This window comes from Leptolyngbya sp. FACHB-60 (assembly GCF_014695775.1).
Lineage (GTDB): Bacteria > Cyanobacteriota > Cyanobacteriia > Phormidesmidales > Phormidesmidaceae > Nodosilinea.
Genome location: NZ_JACJOX010000058.1, coordinates 43,608 through 62,834, shown reverse-complemented (window position 1 = coordinate 62,834; position 19,227 = coordinate 43,608). Strand labels below are relative to the sequence as shown.

Genomic DNA, 19,227 nt, shown 5'->3' with positions numbered 1-19,227 from the left:
CTTTCTGCGGTTTTGCATGGAGTTAACGCCTAACCCACGGGTCAAAGGCTTGCCCGAGAAGGTATTACACCCTTAGACCAGGGCCGGAACTAGCCCGCCCAGGTGGGCATAGAGGGGGAAGCGATCGCACAAAGCCGCCACCCGACGCTTGCAGTGCTCAGCGATCACCGCATCCTCAGGGCTGAGCAGGCGATCGGCGATGATGTTGGCGATCTCAGTGAACTCAGTCTCGCCCATGCCGCGGGTGGTCATCGCTGGAGAACCCAGGCGCAGGCCGCTGGTGACAAAGGGCGACTCGGGGTCGTAGGGCACGGTGTTTTTGTTAGCCGTGATATTGACCTCACTCACCAGCTGGTCAGCCCGCTTGCCGGTCATGCCGATGGAGCGCAGATCGACCAGCACCAGGTGGTTGTCGGTACCGTCAGACACCACCTTGATGCCTCGCTGCTGGAGCTGAGCAGCCATGCGCTGGGCATTGGCGATCACTTGAGCAGCGTAGGTGCGAAACTCAGGCTTAAGGGCTTCACCAAAGGCCACGGCCTTAGCCGCAATTACGTGCTCTAGGGGGCCGCCCTGGCTACCGGGGAACACCGCCTTGTCAAACTTTTTACCCAGTTCGGCATCGCGGGTCAAAATCAGGCCGCCGCGAGGACCGCGCAGGGTTTTATGGGTGGTGGTCGTCACCACGTCACAGTGGGGCAGGGGGTTGGGGTGATGACCGGCGGCCACCAGACCGGCGATGTGGGCAATGTCGGCCATCAGGTAGGCGCCAACTTCGTCTGCGATCGCGCGAAACTTCTCAAAGTCGATGACGCGGGGGTACGCCGAATAGCCGCAGATGATCAGCTTGGGTCGGTGCTCCAACGCCAGCTCACGAATTTGGTCGAAATCAAGCTGTTCACTGTCGCGGCTGACGCCGTACTGAACGACCTTAAACCACTTGCCCGATACGTTCACGGGCGAACCGTGGGTCAGGTGCCCGCCGTGGGAGAGATCCATGCCCAAAATGGTGTCGCCGGGCTGGAGGAGAGCGAGAAACACGGCAAAGTTGGCCTGGGCTCCGGAGTGGGGCTGCACGTTGGCGTGGGCGGCACCGAAGAGCTCTTTGGCGCGATCGATCGCCAATTGCTCGGCCTCATCCACAAAGGCACAGCCGCCGTAGTAGCGCTTGCCGGGCAGCCCCTCGGCATACTTGTTGGTCAATACCGACCCCTGGGCCGCTAGCACCGCAGACGAGGTAAAGTTCTCGCTGGCGATTAGCTCCAGATGATCGCGCTGGCGCTGCAACTCGCGCTGAATAATGCTGGCCAGCAGCGGGTCAGACTCTTGCAGAAAATCAAAGTTAGTTTGAGGCACGGGCAAGGCTCCCAACAATCGACAGAACTAGACAGACAAAGGGGACCGTTAATGGGTAGCCGATAGAGCGCCTTCCCCCACGGTGCTGCTTGCTGCCCTGCAACTCTCTCAGGAATCGCTTCGCGAGGCGCAGCCCATAGTGGAGCGAAGAGAACCCACAGCGGGGGCTGAGCATCAAGCAAGCAGTTTAATACGCAGTCTATTATCTTATCTGAATGGCCTACAAATGGGTAGTCAGCCCTTAAATATGCTGGAAACAGAGAGCACGCATTTGGAATTTCGGGCAAATGTTACGGATTGCAACATATAATCTTTAAGAACGGCAGAGGCAGGGTTGCTTCGGGGAATGGGCCGATTTCAACTGTTTTGCCAAAGTTGGGTGCAGTTGTGAGAGGCTAGGTTAAGCAGAATTGCCTGTAGTCGGTTTGAGATTTATATTCTCCAGGTTTGGGTCATTAATGCTGCAACTGACGGATTCTCCCCCCATCCAATCCCTATCCTCCGTTGAGGATGCCTACGAGGTGTGCCGACGCGTCACGGCGAAATATTCCAAGACGTTTTACACCGGCACCATGCTGATGGCCCCTGCCAAGCGGCGCGCCATTTGGGCTATTTACGTCTGGTGCCGCCGCACCGATGAACTTGTGGACGGGCCGCAGGCGCAGTTCACAAGTGAGAAGACGTTGGATCGGTGGGAGTCGCAGCTAGAGTCAATTTTTGCTGGCTGCCCAGTGGATGACGAAGATGTCGCCCTGGTGGATACCCTGGAGCAGTTTCCCCTGGACATTCAGCCTTTTCGCGACATGATCGCGGGCCAGCGGATGGATTTACACCGCAATCGCTACGACACCTTCGAAGACTTAGAACTGTACTGCTATCGCGTAGCCGGCACCGTAGGGTTGATGTCGACCACAGTGATGGGCGTTGATACCCAACTGCAAACTGCCCCCTGGAGCCAGCAACAGCAGCTCGACCCCACTCCCCAGGCGATCGCCCTGGGCATTGCCAACCAGCTCACCAACATTCTGCGAGACGTGGGCGAAGACGCCCGCCGAGGCCGCATTTATCTACCTCTAAAAGACCTGGCCGCCTTTGACTACACCGAGGCTGATTTGATCGCTGGTGTTGTGGACGATCGCTGGCGTGCCCTAATGGCCTTTCAGATCGATCGCGCCCGTCGGTTTTATGCCGAAGCAGAGAGCGGCATTGGGCTGCTAAGTGAAGACGCCCGCTGGCCTGTGTGGTCTGCCCTGGCCCTCTACCGCCAGATTTTGGACGTGATTGAAAAGAACGGCTACGACGTGTTTAGCCAGCGTGCCTACGTGCCCTCTCTGCGCAAGCTGCTCACCTTACCCAGCACCCTGTTAAAAGCTCGGGTGCTTTAGTCTGGTGGCGCTTAGTCAATAGGCAAGAATCAGATTTGATGGCCCTTGCAGCAGACCAAGGTCGAGGTTGTTAAGATATGTGTAGGGATTATTTTCCTTTGCACTGTCTTGGCTTCAAACTCCTATGACGACCGCCGCTGCATCTTCTGCCCAAGCACCCCACGCGATCGCTTGGAGAATCAAGCTGCTCTATGATGGCGACTGTCCCCTCTGTCTGCGGGAAGTTAATTTTCTGCGCAAGCAAGACAACGGGCGTGGTCTGATCGCCTTTACTGACATTGCGGCTGACGACTACAGCCCCACAGACAACGGCGGTGTCGATTTTGCTACGGCCATGGGTCGCATCCATGCTGTGAAGGCTGACGGCACCGTGATTCAAAATGTGGACGTGTTTCGCCAAGTGTATAGCGTTCTAGGCATTGGCTGGGTTTACGCGCCTACCCGTTGGCCCTTGTTTGGCCCGTTGGTTGATTGGGTCTACGGTTTGTGGGCTAACTGGCGTCTAGCGGTTACCGGCAGGCCCAGCCTTAAGACGATTTTGGCCGAGCGTGAAGCCCGCCTAGCCAAAGGTTGCAGCACCCTAGGGACTGACCCTGGTTCCGAGTCGGTTGCCAACCGCTGCCGCCTTTAGAGCGGTGCATCCCCAGCCTCTCAAGCAAAAGCAAGCAGGTATCAAAAAGGCTGAGTTCTCTCGGAAAGGAACTCAGCCTTTGAGTTTCAAGGGTGCTGCTTAAAGAATGGCGTTAGAGGTCGGGCTCTGAGCCGCTATCTTCTGGCTCATCGAGGGCGCTACCGTTGCCGTTGTAGAGAGCGTCGAGCTGCTCACGAGCATCTTTAACCGAGATGGACCGCATCACTAGCAGCGGCTCGCGGATTACCTGGCCGTCTTGGTCAAGCAGCTCAGGATGGGGCATAGGCCGATCGCCTGAGGCATTCTGCTGTCCGCCGTAGGGCCTGGGTGATTGGGGATTGCGGGCGTTGCCGCCGAGCAAAATTAAGTTTCTGACCAAGTTTGCGATCGCCATAATCGCCAGAACCGCAAACGCAATAATGTAAACCACATGCCACATAGCTGCTGTCCTCTGGCGAACCTTTGCCTGTATTGACTTTAACGCGTTTCAGGTCGGCGTGCTTCGCTAGACCAAAAACTCAAACATCGGTACCTTATAACCTCTAGTTTAACCAGAAGATGTCTTCCTCAACCTGAGGAGCTGAAGGGTTGAGAGGTTGCCAGCCTGGCTGCCAGAGGGCGCGATTTTTGAGCTGTTTGGCATTGACCCATAGCCTCACTGTGGGGTCGCAGGAGGCCACCAGCTCCGCAAATACCCACTGGCCATCCTGCTTGCGGTTGGCTACCTGAAAATGTCGCCAGCCTTCAGTCTTTTGGCAGGCCGTCCATTTTGAGCCGAGCAGGTGGGGATACTTTTGCTTGCGGGGCATGAGGGGGAGTGAGGGAGTTGGGGAGGGAGTTTTGAGTGCTTAGTTTTGAATTTTGAATTTTGAGTTGTATCAGAAGAATTCAAAACTCAAAATTCAGAACTCAAAACTTTTGCCGCTCTCCTATCGTATACCGCTGGCTTCGAGGCGTTTTTTGATGCCGCCCATGTGCACGGCCCGGCTGCTGATTTGGGCCTTTTTTTCACTCAGCAGCACATACACACGGCCAGATAGGAGCTGGCGCACGAAGGGACGGCGGTAGGCCAGGATGCCCTCTAGGTTGGCCTCAGTGTCTTCGGTATAGCCCATTTCAGCCAGGGCAGCATCTAGCTCCCGCTTGAAGGTTTTGCGGCTGTTGATCGGCAGGGTTAACGTGGTGCTGCGGTTCACAAAAGCACCCAAGAGGCCGCCCACAGTGCCAAATAAGGTGCCATATAGGTTGGGCAAGCCGGTGTCTAAGCCAATGCCGAGGGACTTGACCGCTAGCAGAGCTGTGACCAGAGCAGTGCCCGAAAAGTAATACAGAAATGTGAGGCCGAAGCCGGGACCGGAGGGCATAGTAGGTTCGTCGGACATAGTGGAGAAATCTCTTGAATCCGGGCACTGGTGTTATCTTTTCATCAATCTTGGCCCTTGGGAATGGGGGAAGATTGATAGGCTGATAGAGATTTTCCAAACCTTGGCTATGCTCGACCTGCTTCAGCTCACTGGCAAACAGCGGCAGTTTATCGACCTGTTGCAGCGGCAGCAGACGGTGGAGAGTCTGCGATCGCTCTGTGCCCAGGCCGGGTTCGACTTCAACTTTATCAATGGTTTTTTGCTCAGCGGTGCTCTAAATGGCTACGTCCAGTGGCAGGAGCATACCCAGCAGACCTGGGCACTGACGGCCAAGGGAGAGGATTTGGCCGGCGTGCTGCCGGGGTTCCCTTTAGCCGATAGGCTGTTGCAGGGTCAGCGCGATGGCGGAGCCTCCCCTACGGGGAATCGCGCCACCCTCCAGGCTGAGCTCGGCCCCGCCTTTAGCCTCAACTACGGTGCCCTGCGGCGCGAGCAGGCCGTCGATTTGATCGATGGCGATGGTGAAGGGACTGTCGCCGTGCTGAAGTCGTCGGTGCTGGGTGCTTACCAGCAGCGGCAGGGGGTATTTGAGGCGATCGCGGCGGGCAAGGTTTTAGATGGCAGCGCGTCCTCCTCTCTAGAGTGGCTACAGCAGCAGGGCTACATCGTCAGTCGGGTCGAGACAGACTACAGCCTCACCGTGCTGCCTGCCCTGCAAACCCTAGATTTGGGGGATGTGGTGACGACCTTGACCAGCGAGCTAATTTTGTCGGGCCAGTGGCGACAGGCTGACCTCAAGCCCTACGACATTCACGCCGAGGTGCCCAACGTCGCCTACGGACGGCCCACCATTCTCACCCAGTGCATTCAGCGCATTCGCGATATCTTCTTGAACATGGGCTTCGATGAGATGTCGGGCTATATGGTGGAGTCGGCCTTTTGGAACTTTGACGCCCTGTTTACCCCCCAAGACCACCCGGCCCGCGAGGTGCAGGACACCTTCTACCTAGCCAACCCCCAGACCCTGCCCCTGCCCGACGACCCGGCCCTGGTGCAGCGAGTCAAACAGGTGCACGAAGCCAACTACGGCGGCCATTGGACCGAGACCGAGGCCAGCCGCGCGATTTTGCGGGCCCACACCACGACCTCTACGGCCCGTCGCCTGCATCAGCTCCAGGGCAAAGACGGCAAATACTTCTCCATCGATCGCGTCTTTCGCAACGAAACCGTGGACCGCACCCACCTGGCCGAGTTCCACCAGATCGAAGGCGTGGTGGTGGGCGAACTGCTCAGCGTGCGCACGCTGATGGGCTACCTCACCTATTTTTACGAGCGACTAGGGTTTAAGAATCTCAAGTTTAAGCCCACCTACAACCCCTACACCGAGCCGTCGCTGGAGGTGTTTGCCTATCACCCACCCAGCGATCGCTACCTTGAGGTGGGCAACTCAGGCCTGTTTCGCCAGGAAATGCTAGAACCTCTGGGCTGTGGGGAAAAGGCCACCGTGGCCTGGGGGTTGGGCCTAGAGCGCATCGCCATGCTGCTCTACGACGTGGAAAAGCTGTCTGACCTGATTGGTCCCGACATTCGCCTCTAAGGTCTACCGGCGGGGCCAGGCCCATCTCGGCAGGCACAGTAGCATGAAGGCATGGTTTTTATCGTTCCTCAAGACCAGTTTCGCCGTAGGCTGATCGGCGCGATCGCCCTGCCCGTCGTCCTACTGCTGCTTTTGTCAGGGGTATCCATCTGGCAAATCACTCGCTTACTGTCGGCCTTAGACTGGGTAGACCACACCGGCGAGGTGATTTCGCAGGCCAACTCGGCTCAAAAGCTGTTGCTGGATATGGAGACTGGCTTTCGGGGATATCTGCTGACCGGCGAACAAGAGTTTTTGGAGCCCTACGAGCAAGCCAACCGGTTAATTGAGCCCAGTCTAGAGGAGTTAAAGACCCTGGTTTCAGACAATCCGAGCCAGGTTCAGCGCATTGTTGAGCTGACGGCTTCCTTTCAGCGGTGGGAACAACAGACTTTGCCTGCCATTGCCCTCCGGCAGCAGGGCGAACTGGAGCCCTTAAACAATCTCAGAAACCGAAAACAGCTCATGGATCAAATGCGGCAACAGATCGCTGCATTTATTTCAACGGAGGAAGGGCTGCGAGACCAGCGCAGTCAGACGGCCCAGACCACGACTCAATCGGTGATTTTAACTAGTTTGCTTTTGGCCCTTGGTATCGGTGCCATGCTGGCCTATTTCATCTACCGCCAGATTTTGTGGGTCTCGCTGGTTTACAAAGATGCCCTGCAAACAGCTCAACTGCGAACTAAGGAAGCTGAACAATCGGCCCTTTCACTCCAGCGCAGCGCTCAGCGACTAGCGACGCTCCATGACATTGACCGAGCAATTTTAGCCGCAGAGCTGGACAAGCCTCTAATCGGCAACGCCCTCACCAAAATGCGCCAGATTGTGCCGTTCCATCAGGCGTTTGTGGCCTTATTTGATTTAGAAGCTGAAGTTGCCCAAGTCTTGGCCGGAAGTAGCCCGACCGGGAAATTGCCCCTGCCGGTGGGCACGCGTCTAACCGTTACTGACTTTGCCCCAGAGCAGAGCATGCTCAACGGCGTTCGCTACGTTCAAAACCTGGCCACAGCAGAAGCCTGCCCGCCGGTACTGGTGCAGTTAAGAGCCCAGGGCTTTCTCAGTTGTTTATGTGTGCCCCTGCAGGTAGATCAAACCCTCATTGGTGAACTCAACCTGGCATCAACTGAGCCTACCGCCTTTGATGCAGAAGCCCAGGAGATTGCCTACGAGGTGGCCAACCAGCTGGCGATCGCCCTGCAGCAGACTCGGCTTCGCACTCAGCTTCAAGACTATGCGACGCAGCTAGAGCAGCGCGTTAGCGATCGCACCGCCCAGCTAGAAGAAACCAACCAGGAGCTAGAAGCGTTTACCTACTCTGTTTCCCACGACTTGCGCGCCCCGCTGCGCACCATCCATGGGTTTGCCAACGCCCTGTTAGAAGATTGTGGCGAGCAGCTAGGCGACCTAGGCCGCAACTACATCGCTTCCATCATGGAAGATGCGGTGCAAATGAATGACCTGATCAGCGACTTACTGAGCTACAGCCGTCTAACCCGCACTCAAATCAATCTACAGCCCACCGCATTGACCGAAGTCGTAGAAGAAGCTTTGAAGCAGTTAACGGCTCAAATTCAGGAAAATCAGGCTCAGATTGAGGTGGCGGCGGCCTTGCCCCAGGTCATGGCCCACCGTTCAACCCTCATTCAAGCCGTGACCAACCTGATCGGCAACGCAATCAAGTTTGTTGAACCCAGTACCCGACCACAGATAGATATTTTTGCCGAAGAAACGTATCAAAATGAGCGCCGCTGGATACGAATGTGGATCGTAGACAACGCCATTGGCATTGCACCCGAACACCAGGAGCGAGTATTCCGTGTTTTTGAACGTCTGCACGGAGCCGAGAGCTACCCCGGCACAGGCATCGGCTTAGCCATTGTGCGCAAAGGGCTAGAGCGGATGGGCGGGCAAGTCGGTGTGGAATCGCAACTGGGCCGCGGGAGTCGGTTCTGGATTGCGTTGCCAATGGCTGTTCCCCCGTCCATGACTTAACCTATGACCCAACCCCTCCGAATTCTTCTCATTGACGACAACCGCAGCGATCGCCTCCTAGTGCTACGGGAATTGGAGCGTGAATTTGACCAACTGGATGTTCAACAAATTAACAGCTCCGGTGAATTTAGTCGGGCGATTAGGGCAGGCGACTTCGACGCCGTAGTCACCGACTTTCAGCTGCGCTGGACGACCGGTATAGACATTTTAGAAACGGTAAGACAGCAGTATCCCCGCTGCCCGGTGGTGATGTTTACCAATACCGGAACCGAGGAAGTCGCGGTTGAAGCAATGAAGCTCGGCCTCGACGACTACATTCTCAAAGAACCAAATCGCTATATCCGCGTACCGAGCGCCGTTCGGATTGCCCTAGATCGGCGGAAAATGCAGCAACGAGCTGCTCTGCTAGAGATTCGCCTACAGGGATTGCTGAATCAAGTTAAAGTCGGCATTTTTCGCTCTGATTCAGAGGGCACCGTGCTAGAAGCAAACCGCGCTTTTTTAGAGTTGTTGGGCGCAGAGTCACTGGCTCAGGCAAACAAACTCAGTTTGATCGATACTCACCATCACTATAGGCTCTTGCTCGATCTACCACCCCCCCAGCAGCAGGAGCAGGAAGTGCAGTTGCACAGAAGCAATGGCACCCAATTCTGGGCCCTTTTAACCACAACCTTAAATACCGTTGAAGGAATTACCGTTGTTGATGGCCTGCTCGAAGACATTACAGAGCGCAAACAAGCCGAAGTAGCCCTACAGGAACTCAACGCCACCTTAGAAGCACGGGTGCAAGAACGAACTGCTGAACTGGAGGCGGTCAATCAGGATCTTGAAGAATTCACTTATTCTATCTCCCACGATTTGCGCGCTCCCCTGCGAGCCATTCAGGGCTTCGCTCAAATCCTGATCGAAGACGTTGGCCATTCCTTAGATTCGGACAGCTTAGAATGCTTGCAGCGCATTGATGCCAACACCAAACAGTTAAATACTCTAATTACTGACCTACTGGCCTACAGCCGCATGGGACAGGTTGAAGTCCTCCTGGAGCCGGTCGATCTATCCCTCGCCCTCGCCGACATACTCAACACCTTAAAGCCGGAGCTGCAAGAGCGCCAGGCCAAAATTGATCTTGAGGAACCGCTGCCGATGGTGCGAGCCAATCGCCCCATGCTCAAGCAAGTATTGATCAACTTACTTTTGAATGCGGTTAAGTTTGTAGCCGATGGTGTGCAACCCCAAGTGCGAATCTGGGCAGTTGAGCATGGTCAGGGCAAAGGGGCTGGAGAGCCCCCTACAGTTCGTCTATACCTAGAGGACAATGGCATTGGCATTGCGCTAGACAGTCAACAGAAAATCTTTAGCCCCTTTACCCAGCTGCACAGCGAAGCAGACTATCCAGGAACTGGGATTGGGCTAGCGATCGCCCGCAAAGGTATAGAGCGCATGGGTGGACAAATAGGCGTTGAATCTCAGCTTGGCCAGGGCAGCCGATTTTGGATAGACTTACCGGTTGTGGAGCTGTGAGGCGCACGCGCTCCAGGTTACGAGTTCTAATCTTCTCGCTAATGAATATAATGGATGGCCTTGAGTTGCAACACTGAATACTGTGAATATTTTCTCCCGTTCTTCCTGAACCAAAGTATTCGTCACTCCCCGGCCGCCTCTCTGCCATGAGCACAGAACACACCATTCTCCTGGTCGAAGACAATCCTAAGGATGTTTTTTTAGTTCAGCGGGCCTTTCGCAAGGCTAACATCACCACCCTGGTGCAGGTGGTCAGCGACGGTGATGCAGCGATTCAGTATCTCTCTGGAGAAGCACCCTACAGCGATCGCGCCACCTATCCGCTGCCTGTATTTGTATTGCTCGATCTCAAGCTGCCACGGCGATCGGGGGCGGAAGTATTAGCTTGGATTCGCCAACAGCCCCAACTCCGGCGCTTGCCTGTGGTGGCGCTGACCTCATCGAGAGAATATACCGATGTCAACCGCCTCTATGACTTGGGCGCCAATGCCTACATTGCCAAACCGCCAGATTTTGACCAGCTAGTCGACATCCTTAAAACGCTAAATCTTCACTGGATTACCTATAACGAAAAGCCCCAGCTGGGTCTGATGTAAGAGGGCCGTTTGAACAGCGACTTGCCGTAGCTTTAGCTACCTGGTGATCCTCCCCTTAAAAGGGAGATTGAGGAGAATTTTCACTCTTGCTACAAGAAAACTGGTGTGACAGCAGCTATACCGTGCTTTCAGCGGCAGCGTCTTTAGGCCCATCGTCGAGGACACCTACTAGCACCTCTAGATCCAGAGTAAGCTGCTCAGTAGGTTCAGCATCAGTGCTACCTTCCGAGGTAGCCTCAGCATCACTTTCAGCCGAGATTGCATCATCGCGCTCTAGCCAAGGAGAGTCGAAGTGGTGCCAGGGCAGCACAGGCTCGTTGGGCAAGTTCTCGGTGAGCACAGTAATGTTGCTCACATCTGGCTCGGGCAACGCTACGCGCCGATCTAGAGTCGTTTCTTGCTGTCCATCACTCATACTGGTTTCCCGCTAAATGCGGTCAAAAACGTTAGAGCCAGAGCTTCTAGCTAGAGTCTCTAGACTGGCGCTAGATTAACTCAGAAGATGACCCGGTAGCCACGTAAATTACCAGGATATGTACCAGCATGATAACAGTTGTGCTCCAGATGGTGTAGGCCGCATATTTAAGGCTTTGCGAAGTGTCTTCAAGCCGCTGCTTGTTGGCGTTGTAGGTTTCAGACAGGTTGACCAGCATTTGCAGCTGGTAGTCTTGCTCAGGCAAGGCCAGATAGGTTTCTAAAAATTTACGATCTTCTAAGTTGGGGGTAACGGCCACCTGGCGGGGCAAAAACGCCCCCATCAGCAGCGAGAAGCTAGCCAAAAACCCAATGATTTCGGCGATGCTAAAGACGCTACCACTCACCAGCAGCCGCGAAATGCTGAGGCTAGTGAGCAACGCCCCGTTGGCCACAAACAAGATATTGAGTTTGGTGGTCAAAATTTGGCTTTGCTCATTTTGCTCACGCAGCACCATACGCACGTCTTGGGCCGCCAGAACCAGCGTTGCCGGGGGAATGGTCAACAGCTCAGGAGCAGGCTCATCGACGGGCAAACTGAGCTGCACCTCATCGGGCGGAGCATCTACTAGAGGCAGCGTATCGGCAGGGGCAGGGGTGGAAACAGCATTGACCATGGCAGCAGCCACTCAGACGACCTTCTTGAGGTGAACAGATAAATTGGAACCCAGTCAGGTTCCAGAAACTCGTTTTTGCCAAACTTGACCGGCAACCGTTCTTTAATCAACGGCGGCTGCCCTGCATCTATGGTAGTCAGAATTCCCTCTGCTGAGCGGGGTTTGAGCGCCAAATCCACCGCTATATCAAGGTTTGGTAGTGGGTTAGGTGCAGGCTAGCCGATTTGCCCCAGGTGTAGTTAGGTAGCACCGCCTGACTATGCTGGACGAGCTGATCAGCCACCCTAGGGTCTAGCACCGCAAGCATGGCAGCGGCAATGGCCGAGGCCGAGTCAGGATTAACTAAGAGAGCCTGGTTTGAGCTGAGAAATTCGATGAAGGGGGGCTGATCGGCGGTGATGACGGGTAAGCCTGAGGCGATCGCCTCTAGCACCACCAATCCCCAACCCTCTTTGGTAGACGGAAAGCAAAACACGTCAGCGGCGCGATACAGAGCAGGCAGGTCATCGTCGGCAATTACCCCGGCCAAAATTACCGATTTACCGACCAATGGCCCGTGCTGCTGCGCTAGGTGTTCAGCTAGGGCGAAAAATTCTTGCCGGTAGGGTTCGTAGTCAAATAGGGTAGCGCCACCGGCAATGACTAGCTGAGCCTCGGGGTAGGTAGTCAGCACTTGGGCAAAAGCCTCTAACAAGCGCAGGGAATTCTTACGTGGCTCAATACCACCGATCGTGAGATAGATAGGGGAACCTGTGAGGCCGTAGCGAGCTTTAAGGGCATCTTCCTGACCTGAAAGGTTTGAGAAAAAGCGTCTCAAGTCTACGCCGTTGAGCACTCTGGGGGATTCGATGCCGTACTGATCGCGGAGGGCTTGGTGCCAGCGATCGCTCACGCACAGGCAGAGATCTGGATCGCGAATCGACTTATCTTGGCAGTGCTGAAGATAGATGCTGGGGTAGTCTTCGATGTGGTGAACGGTGCGCACTACATTGGGCAATCTGCCCTGCTGCCGCAGCTGCACCAGGGCGTTAGCTCCAATGCAGTCTTGGGCGTGGTAGATGTCGTGATGGTCTTCGGGATAGGCCAAGAAGTAATCAACAAATTCTTGAATGCGTTGGCGGATTAGCGCGTCGGTGGCCTGGTTAGGCGGCAGGCCATCTGGGGGCGGCTCGGCAGGTACTAGCTGAACTTTGGCTGGAACCGCTCGCTCAAAGCCTCGACCGTCTTTATCAAGGGCGTAAACGCAAACTTGATGCCCTAAATCGGTGAGCGCTGTTGCCAGCTCTAGAGTGTGCACAACGCTACCCCTGAGCTTAGTGGAGTAGGTGAGCAGCGCAATTTTGAGGGGTTGAGCCATGTTAGACCTTATGGACCCTGCCGCTAAACCCGGTGAGGGCTGTGGTGGCAAAGTCCCAAAAGCAGAGCGAGGCCTCACCTAGTTTTAGGGTGAGCGTTTGGCCTTCAGTAATTTTACCCACGGGGTTGCACACTAATCCTCGGCTGTGGAACTGGGGCTGTATTTTCGCTACAGCTTGGGGGCGCACACTGAGCAGGTAGCCGTAGCTGGGGAAGCTGAGTAGCCAGGGCAGCAAGTCTACTTGGGGGGGCGGGGCGATCGCTCCTAAATCCAGCACAGCGCCACAATTCGAGGTTTCCAGCAGCATGAGGGTAGTGCCGACGATGCCGCCCATGCTGATGTCTTTGCCGGTGTCGCAGAGGCCCGATTCAGCCAGGGCAGGCAGCAGATTTAGGTTAGCTTGCAGGCGATCGCGCTCACACTCTGTCGCTGCATTCCAAAACGGGTATTGAGGGTGCATATGCCCCTGCATATCGGTGACGTGGAGCAGCACATCCCCAGGCTGAGCATTAAAGCTGGTAATGAGACGTTTGGCGCGGCCCAAAATAGCAACAGCCAGCGCTGCATAGGGGCTGTGACAGCTAGTGTGACCTCCCACAATAGGCACGTTAAAAGCTTGGGATGCCGCGACCATGCCCTGCCAAAGAGGATCCACAGCCTCTGGGGACTGGCTCCAAATGGTATCGACTACGGCGATCGGGCGGCCCCCCATCGCATAGATGTCGCTGACGTTGACCATTACGGCGCACCAGCCGGCAAACCAGGGGTCGGTTTCCACCAGGGTGGGCCACATGCCCTCTGCCGCTAGCAGCAGGTAGCCCTCGCCGTCTGGGATAGCGGCGCAGTCGTCTCCTAGCAGAATGGGTTTCTGGGTGGTGGAACGCACGTGAGCACCCAGGCGATCCGCCGCTGTTTGAATGTCTTGTTTGTGCAAAATGCCGAGCGATCGCCGCAGTTCAGCGGCTAATTCCCATAGCTTTAGCTCATCTGACACAAATGCTTGAGGGATGCTTGAAATAGAGGCTACTTGGTGAGGCATGGAATGTATTGCTGACAGAGGTAGTTGTTCACAAACCAGATCTACTGCGGGGGCCATTTCGCTGGCCCCAGACCCCCGGCTCCGCACGTCCTTCGGCCTACGAGAAGGGCGTTCCGCCGCCCTTCTCCTCACGGAAAGGATTGATCGATCATCGGTTTAGACCTCTGTTTTGCCAATGGAACCGTGAGTGGCAATGAACTAGGTTTAGTTCTCAACCCTAGCTTTAATGTCTTCTCTATCCTTGCGTTGCTTTCCCGCCTCTTAACCCCCTAACTCCCTACCCATCCACTCATCCACCCATCCAATCCTCAAGACACTTGCAGCAGCCCTGCCAACCCAGGCCGCACCTCGTCACCGGGGGGATAGTGGGCCAGATCGGCTTCCATCAGGTGGTGGTCGCGATCGCACAACACCATCTCCTCTAACGAGTTCCAGTGGAGTCGCTGAAAGAAGCGGACGTTTTGCTCTTGCACGGTGGCGAGAAAGCGATCGCAACCCCAGGTATTCGCTGTCGTCACCGCTTTGTGAATCAGTCCTTTGCCGATACGCCCCACCCGGCGATAGTTGGGATGCACTCCTAACCGTCCGCCGTACCAAAGCCGAGGCGATTTCTCGTAAATGCGCACAACGCCAACCACTCGATTCTCTAGCGCTGACTCGTGGTCGATGGCAACGATGGGATAGGCGACGCCATCAAGGGTGTCAGCATCGTCGTGATCAAAAAGCCCCTGTTCTTCGCAGAAAATAGCCTGACGTAGGGCAAAGTAGCCCTCTAGATCATGAGGCAATTGAGCCAGTTCAAAGCTATAGCGATGGAGAGCCATAGTCATTAACCCTCAAAGGTAGACAACGCTGAACAGGCTCCACACTTAGCGCAGCCTGCCTTCATATCTGCCGAGGCCATGCCCGACTGCTTCAGTAGTGCCCCCACCCGCTGGTAGAGGGTGAACATAAACTCGCTGCTGGGGGAAGGATGGTGCGCCAGCGGCGTTTCACCAATGGGGACAAAGGGCACCACGAAGGGGTACACGCCCATTTGAATGAGGCGATCGCTCGCTTCCACCAGGGTTTCTAAACTGTCGCCCAGGCCCGCCAGCAAGTAGGTACTCACCTGACCCCAGCCAAACACCTTCACCGCCGCCTCAAAGGCCGCAAAGTAGACGGTGAGGGGAACCTCTGCCTTGCCGGGCATAATTTTGGCTCGCACGTCAGGATCCACCGCCTCCAGGTGCATGCCCAGACTGTCGACGCCCGCCGCCTTCATGCGGCCGAACCAGGCGAAGTCGTCGGGGGGTTCGCACTGGGCCTGAATCGGCAAGTCTGGTACCCGCTGGCGAATGGCGGCAGCGCATTCGGTTAGGTAGGCAGCGCCACGATCGCTCGTATTCGGCGTCCCCGTCGTCATAATCATGTTGGTTACCCCATCTAGGCGCACGGCAGCTTCGGCTACCTCGGCGAGTTGTTGGGGCGTTTTGCGGGCAATGGTGCGCCCCGCATCTAGGGATTTTTCGATGGCGCAGAATTGGCAGGCTGTAGCCGGGTCGCGATAGCGCATGCAGGTCTGCTGCACCGTAGTAGCCAGCACATCGCACCCGTGGAGCAGGGCAATTTTCGAGTAGGGAATACCATCGGCGGTGGTCAGACCGTAGAATCTGGGTGCGTTGGGCACGTCGATGGGGGTGATAGCTTCCCCCGAAGCCTCTATATGCAGGGGGCTGGCAGCGGTAGCTCTGAGGGTGTAGGGAGAGCGGGCGGCGCTGTCAGTGTAGACCGGCACCATGACGGTGGTGCCGTCGATGGTGATGGCGCGGTGGTCAGAGGGGCCTGCTCCACCTCGCCGCCCTGCTGCTCCAGGGGTAGATTCCACCAGCCGCAGCCCGTGGGTTTGTAACTCTGTAATCAACCGCTGCTTGTTCATGGCCTGATGTTCAATACCCGATAAAAACCTGCGTCAATCACGGCCGCTAACAACTGGCTAGCGGGCACATATCTATTGAGCTGCAAAAATTTTGACCTATGAGGTTGGCAGACCAAGGCTGTTGGGGGGTAGGCCAACGGCTGCTTCGTCTGTCAACGCTGGGGCAGTCTGCGAGGCTCCGTTCACGCTGGAAAAAACCTGTGCCGCTTGCGCAGTCGTTTCTACCACCGACCAGGGTTCAGCATTCAACCGCAGGCGCAGCAGGTCGGGGCGGGCATAGTGACCCACCGAGTCCATCATGCGCTTGCGCTTGGTGATCAAGGAGAAGTCGAGATCGGCGATCGCCAGCCCCTCCCCTTCAGTAATGGGTTCGCACAGGGGTACCCCTTCAGGACTGATAATGGCGGTGTAGCACCCTCCCGACAGCACTCGGTGCATCCCCCCATCAGTGGTAATCTGCTGCTTTTGCTCTGGCGTGAGCCAGCCGGTGGCGTTAACCACAAAACAGCCCGATTCTAGAGCGTGGTGGCGCATGGTGACCTCCATTTGGTCACCAAAAATCTGCCCCACCATTGACCCTGGAAACTGACCGCAGTGAATCTGCTCGTTCTGGGTCATCAGCGCGTAGCGGGCGAGGGGATTATAGTGCTCCCAGCAAGCCAGCGCCCCGACGCGCCCCACCGCCGTTTCTACCACCCGCAGCCCGGCCCCATCCCCCTGTCCCCAGACCATGCGTTCATGATAGGTGGGGGTGATTTTGCGCCGCTTCAGCACCAGGGTGCCGTCAGCGTCAAAGATCAGCTGGGTGTTGTAGATCGAGCCGGCTTCCCGCTCGTTCACCCCCAGCACCACCACCATGCCGTAGGACCGCGCCGCCCGGCCCACCGCATCGGTCACCGGCCCCGGCACTACCACGGCCTCTTCGTACAGCCGCATGTGCTCTTTACCCATGAGCACCGGCGGCTGCACAAATGAGAAATAGGGGTAGTAGGGGATAAAGGTTTCTGGAAAGACGATGAGCTTCACCCCGGATTGGGCCGCCTGGGCGATCGTCTCCAGGACCTTCTCGGTGGTGCCGTCGCAGCTAAATAGCACAGGGCTGATCTGCGCGGCGGCGGCTCGAATGGTTTTGGTGTAATCCATAGGATTGGGTGGTGGGAGGAGGGGTGGTAGGCAGTGCCTACCCTACGCAGGCTGACCAGTCTCTACATGGTCCAGGTGTCGAGGATGAAGGCTCCTTCCTTGCGGTGCATGAGCACGAGGTCAAGCACGTCGAGGGGGTTGATGGGGCGAATGCCGGGGATGAGGGAAGGTTCGCCGTGGCCGTAGAGGGCCTGGAGGGCAAAGCGGCAGGCGTAGACCTTACCGCCCAGCTCCATCACCTTGACGATTTGGTTGTTCATCGCCATGTGACCAGGGAAGGCTTCATCGCCCAGCTTGGGGAAGCCGCGCTGCACGCCTAGGGTGACCCCAGGGCCGTAGAGCAGTATCGAGGTGTCAAAGCCCTTGCGAATCAGGCGAGTAGATTGGAGCAGGTTCACCAGGCCAATGGATCCTTCAAAGGCCACCGTGTGGAAGGTGATCAGGGCTTTTTCGCCGGGTTCGGCCTGCACATCGGGAAATACTTTCTCTTCGTAATCAACCAAAAAATCCCCAGCCTGGTGGGCTGGCAAAGTTACTTCAGGCATAGATTCAGTTCCTTGCAAAGTTGCTGGCAGCGCGGCATGTCTGGCTGCATGTCTCAGCACCTTACGGGCGATCGCAGGCGGCTCCCGTATCAGCAACTACAAACCTTGGCGGTCTGACCTAATCAACAGGGGCGCGGCTGCAAATCGCTAATTTGAGGTCTTGGTCACAGGGATACCCCTATCACTTTCGATAGGTAGGCAGGTCAAATTTACGCTAGACGAGGGCGGGGCAGGGCGATCGCACCTACCCTCCCTGCCACTAGCGCTAGATCAAGGCTTTCGGTAGCCGGGGTTACAAGCATCCCCTGAGCAACGGCCTAGGGTACGGGAAAGAACGACTCACCCCACACCATTTTTAGGACCGACAGTATGACTATGCACTACGGCGTAATTGTGATCGGCGGCGGCCAAGCAGGGCTGTCGATTAGCTACTGCCTCAGTCGCCTAGGCATTGACCACATTATTTTTGAACAGCACCAGGTCGCCCACTCCTGGCGCACCAAGCGGTGGGATTCGTTCTGCCTGGTCACGCCCAACTGGCAGTGCCAGCTACCCGGCTTTCCCTACCCCGGCGATGACCCTGAGGGGTTTATGGGCCGCGATGCGATCGTGGAGTATATCGAGCGCTACGCCAACCACTTTGACCTGCCGCTCAAAACCGGAGTCAGAGTAGAACGGGTGCGCCAGCCCAAGGGCGGCGGCTTTGAGGTGGTGACCAACCAGGGCATCTTTACCGCCAATCAAGTGGTGGTGGCCACGGGTGGCTACCACACCCCCAAAATTCCTCGGTTGGCAGAGCGTCTGGCTCCCGATATTGTGCAACTGCACTCGGCAGAATATCGCAACCCTGAGTCGTTGCCGAAGGGAGCCGTATTGGTAGTGGGCACTGGGCAGTCGGGCTGCCAGATTGCCGAAGACTTGCATCTGGCAGGCCGAAAGGTGCATCTATGCGTGGGGGGTGCGCCGCGATCGCCCCGCCGCTACCGATGCAAAGATGTGGTGGAATGGCTCGACCAAATGGGCTACTACGACCTAGCCATTGACGACCACCCGCAGAAAGAGACCGTGCGCCACAAGACCAACCACTACGTCACCGGACGCGGCGGCGGGCGCGAAATTGATCTGCGCCACTTTGCCTTACAGGGCATGGGGCTGCACGGGCGGCTGACGGATATTCAGGGCACCCAGCTGACATTTAGCGACGACCTGAAGAAAAATCTCGACCAAGCCGACGCCGTCGCCGAAAGCATTAAGCGCACCATCGACACCTACCTTGAGAAGAACAGCATTGACGCCCCTGTAGACCCGCCCTATCAGCCCGTTTGGGAGCCGGAGATTGTTGATACCGGAATCGACTATCGCGCCGCCAATATCACCTCGGTGATTTGGTGCATCGGCTACGGCCTAGACTTTAGCTGGGTTGAGCTGCCCGTGTTTGACGGGCAGGGTTATCCTGGCCACCGCCGAGGAGTTACTACCGTGCCAGGGCTATATTTTCTCGGCCTGCCGTGGCTCTACACCTGGGGTTCTGCCCGGTTCTCTGGCATTGCCCGCGACGCTGAATATCTGGCAGAGCAGGTTGCTGCTCGATCTGGAGCCAGCCCGCTCCGTGCACTACAGACCGTCAACGAAGTAGCGATGGGTTCGTAG

The 19,227-nt window shown here is 56.6% G+C and carries 19 protein-coding genes; 7 read left to right on the top strand and 12 right to left on the bottom strand.

Annotation, left to right across the window (positions count from 1 at the left end; translation table 11 throughout):
• Nucleotides 1-72: 72 nt before the first annotated feature.
• A complete protein-coding gene (glyA, locus tag H6F57_RS21625) occupies nucleotides 73-1,356 on the bottom strand; it encodes a serine hydroxymethyltransferase (protein WP_190625993.1) in 1,284 nt (427 codons plus the stop codon).
• Nucleotides 1,357-1,814: 458 nt separating this feature from the next.
• Between glyA and crtB the strand changes: the two genes are divergently transcribed.
• Nucleotides 1,815-2,741 (top strand): 15-cis-phytoene synthase CrtB, encoded by a 927-nt coding sequence (gene crtB, locus H6F57_RS21620; RefSeq protein WP_190625994.1) that lies wholly within the window; start codon nucleotides 1,815-1,817, stop codon nucleotides 2,739-2,741.
• Nucleotides 2,742-2,865: 124 nt separating this feature from the next.
• A complete protein-coding gene (locus tag H6F57_RS21615) occupies nucleotides 2,866-3,372 on the top strand; it encodes a DUF393 domain-containing protein (RefSeq protein ID WP_190625995.1) in 507 nt (168 codons plus the stop codon).
• 112 nt (nucleotides 3,373-3,484) lie between these two features.
• Here the strand turns inward: H6F57_RS21615 and H6F57_RS21610 are convergent, their stop codons facing one another.
• The 3 genes from H6F57_RS21610 to H6F57_RS21600 all read right to left on the bottom strand — a co-directional run bounded on the left by H6F57_RS21610 (nucleotide 3,485) and on the right by H6F57_RS21600 (nucleotide 4,754).
• Nucleotides 3,485-3,811 (bottom strand): DUF2973 domain-containing protein, encoded by a 327-nt coding sequence (locus H6F57_RS21610; RefSeq protein WP_190625996.1) that lies wholly within the window; start codon nucleotides 3,809-3,811, stop codon nucleotides 3,485-3,487.
• Nucleotides 3,812-3,914: 103 nt separating this feature from the next.
• Nucleotides 3,915-4,181, bottom strand: coding sequence for a TIGR02450 family Trp-rich protein (locus H6F57_RS21605; RefSeq protein WP_190625997.1), 267 nt, complete (start codon nucleotides 4,179-4,181; stop codon nucleotides 3,915-3,917).
• Between the two features lie 120 nt (nucleotides 4,182-4,301).
• On the bottom strand, nucleotides 4,302-4,754 hold the full coding sequence (locus H6F57_RS21600; RefSeq protein WP_190625998.1) for a hypothetical protein: 453 nt from the start codon (nucleotides 4,752-4,754) through the stop codon (nucleotides 4,302-4,304).
• Between the two features lie 109 nt (nucleotides 4,755-4,863).
• On the opposite strand from H6F57_RS21600, the gene H6F57_RS21595 reads away from it, so the two are divergent.
• The 4 genes from H6F57_RS21595 (at nucleotide 4,864) to H6F57_RS21580 (ending at nucleotide 10,484) form a co-directional block, all read left to right on the top strand.
• Nucleotides 4,864-6,333 carry a phenylalanine--tRNA ligase subunit alpha gene (locus H6F57_RS21595; RefSeq protein WP_190625999.1) on the top strand — a complete coding sequence of 490 codons (1,470 nt, stop codon included), beginning with the start codon at nucleotides 4,864-4,866 and terminating at the stop codon, nucleotides 6,331-6,333.
• A 51-nt stretch (nucleotides 6,334-6,384) separates the two neighbouring features.
• Nucleotides 6,385-8,367 (top strand): CHASE3 domain-containing protein, encoded by a 1,983-nt coding sequence (locus H6F57_RS21590; RefSeq protein ID WP_190626000.1) that lies wholly within the window; start codon nucleotides 6,385-6,387, stop codon nucleotides 8,365-8,367.
• A 3-nt stretch (nucleotides 8,368-8,370) separates the two neighbouring features.
• Nucleotides 8,371-9,888, top strand: coding sequence for an ATP-binding protein (locus tag H6F57_RS21585; protein WP_190626001.1), 1,518 nt, complete (start codon nucleotides 8,371-8,373; stop codon nucleotides 9,886-9,888).
• Between the two features lie 146 nt (nucleotides 9,889-10,034).
• Nucleotides 10,035-10,484: a response regulator gene (locus tag H6F57_RS21580; protein WP_190626002.1), complete on the top strand. Its 450-nt coding sequence runs from the start codon at nucleotides 10,035-10,037 to the stop codon at nucleotides 10,482-10,484.
• A 115-nt stretch (nucleotides 10,485-10,599) separates the two neighbouring features.
• On the opposite strand, the gene H6F57_RS21575 is transcribed toward H6F57_RS21580, so the two are convergent.
• The 8 genes from H6F57_RS21575 to H6F57_RS21540 form a co-directional block, all read right to left on the bottom strand.
• On the bottom strand, nucleotides 10,600-10,899 hold the full coding sequence (locus H6F57_RS21575) for a hypothetical protein (protein WP_190626003.1): 300 nt from the start codon (nucleotides 10,897-10,899) through the stop codon (nucleotides 10,600-10,602).
• A gap of 70 nt (nucleotides 10,900-10,969) precedes the next feature.
• A complete protein-coding gene (locus H6F57_RS21570) occupies nucleotides 10,970-11,575 on the bottom strand; it encodes a hypothetical protein (protein ID WP_190626064.1) in 606 nt (201 codons plus the stop codon).
• A 181-nt stretch (nucleotides 11,576-11,756) separates the two neighbouring features.
• A complete protein-coding gene (locus H6F57_RS21565) occupies nucleotides 11,757-12,932 on the bottom strand; it encodes an MSMEG_0565 family glycosyltransferase (protein ID WP_190626004.1) in 1,176 nt (391 codons plus the stop codon).
• 1 nt (nucleotide 12,933) lies between these two features.
• Nucleotides 12,934-13,971 (bottom strand): sll0787 family AIR synthase-like protein, encoded by a 1,038-nt coding sequence (locus H6F57_RS21560; RefSeq protein WP_190626005.1) that lies wholly within the window; start codon nucleotides 13,969-13,971, stop codon nucleotides 12,934-12,936.
• Nucleotides 13,972-14,279: 308 nt separating this feature from the next.
• Nucleotides 14,280-14,795, bottom strand: coding sequence for an MSMEG_0567/Sll0786 family nitrogen starvation N-acetyltransferase (locus H6F57_RS21555; RefSeq protein WP_190626065.1), 516 nt, complete (start codon nucleotides 14,793-14,795; stop codon nucleotides 14,280-14,282).
• 5 nt (nucleotides 14,796-14,800) lie between these two features.
• Nucleotides 14,801-15,889 (bottom strand): MSMEG_0568 family radical SAM protein, encoded by a 1,089-nt coding sequence (locus H6F57_RS21550; protein WP_190626006.1) that lies wholly within the window; start codon nucleotides 15,887-15,889, stop codon nucleotides 14,801-14,803.
• A gap of 96 nt (nucleotides 15,890-15,985) precedes the next feature.
• The gene (locus H6F57_RS21545; protein WP_190626007.1) at nucleotides 15,986-17,032 is read right to left on the bottom strand and encodes a Nit6803 family nitrilase; all 1,047 of its coding nucleotides are present in this window, start codon (nucleotides 17,030-17,032) and stop codon (nucleotides 15,986-15,988) included.
• 62 nt (nucleotides 17,033-17,094) lie between these two features.
• Nucleotides 17,095-17,577 (bottom strand): MSMEG_0572/Sll0783 family nitrogen starvation response protein, encoded by a 483-nt coding sequence (locus tag H6F57_RS21540; RefSeq protein WP_190626008.1) that lies wholly within the window; start codon nucleotides 17,575-17,577, stop codon nucleotides 17,095-17,097.
• Nucleotides 17,578-17,946: 369 nt separating this feature from the next.
• On the opposite strand from H6F57_RS21540, the gene H6F57_RS21535 reads away from it, so the two are divergent.
• Nucleotides 17,947-19,227, top strand: coding sequence for an MSMEG_0569 family flavin-dependent oxidoreductase (locus H6F57_RS21535; protein ID WP_190626009.1), 1,281 nt, complete (start codon nucleotides 17,947-17,949; stop codon nucleotides 19,225-19,227).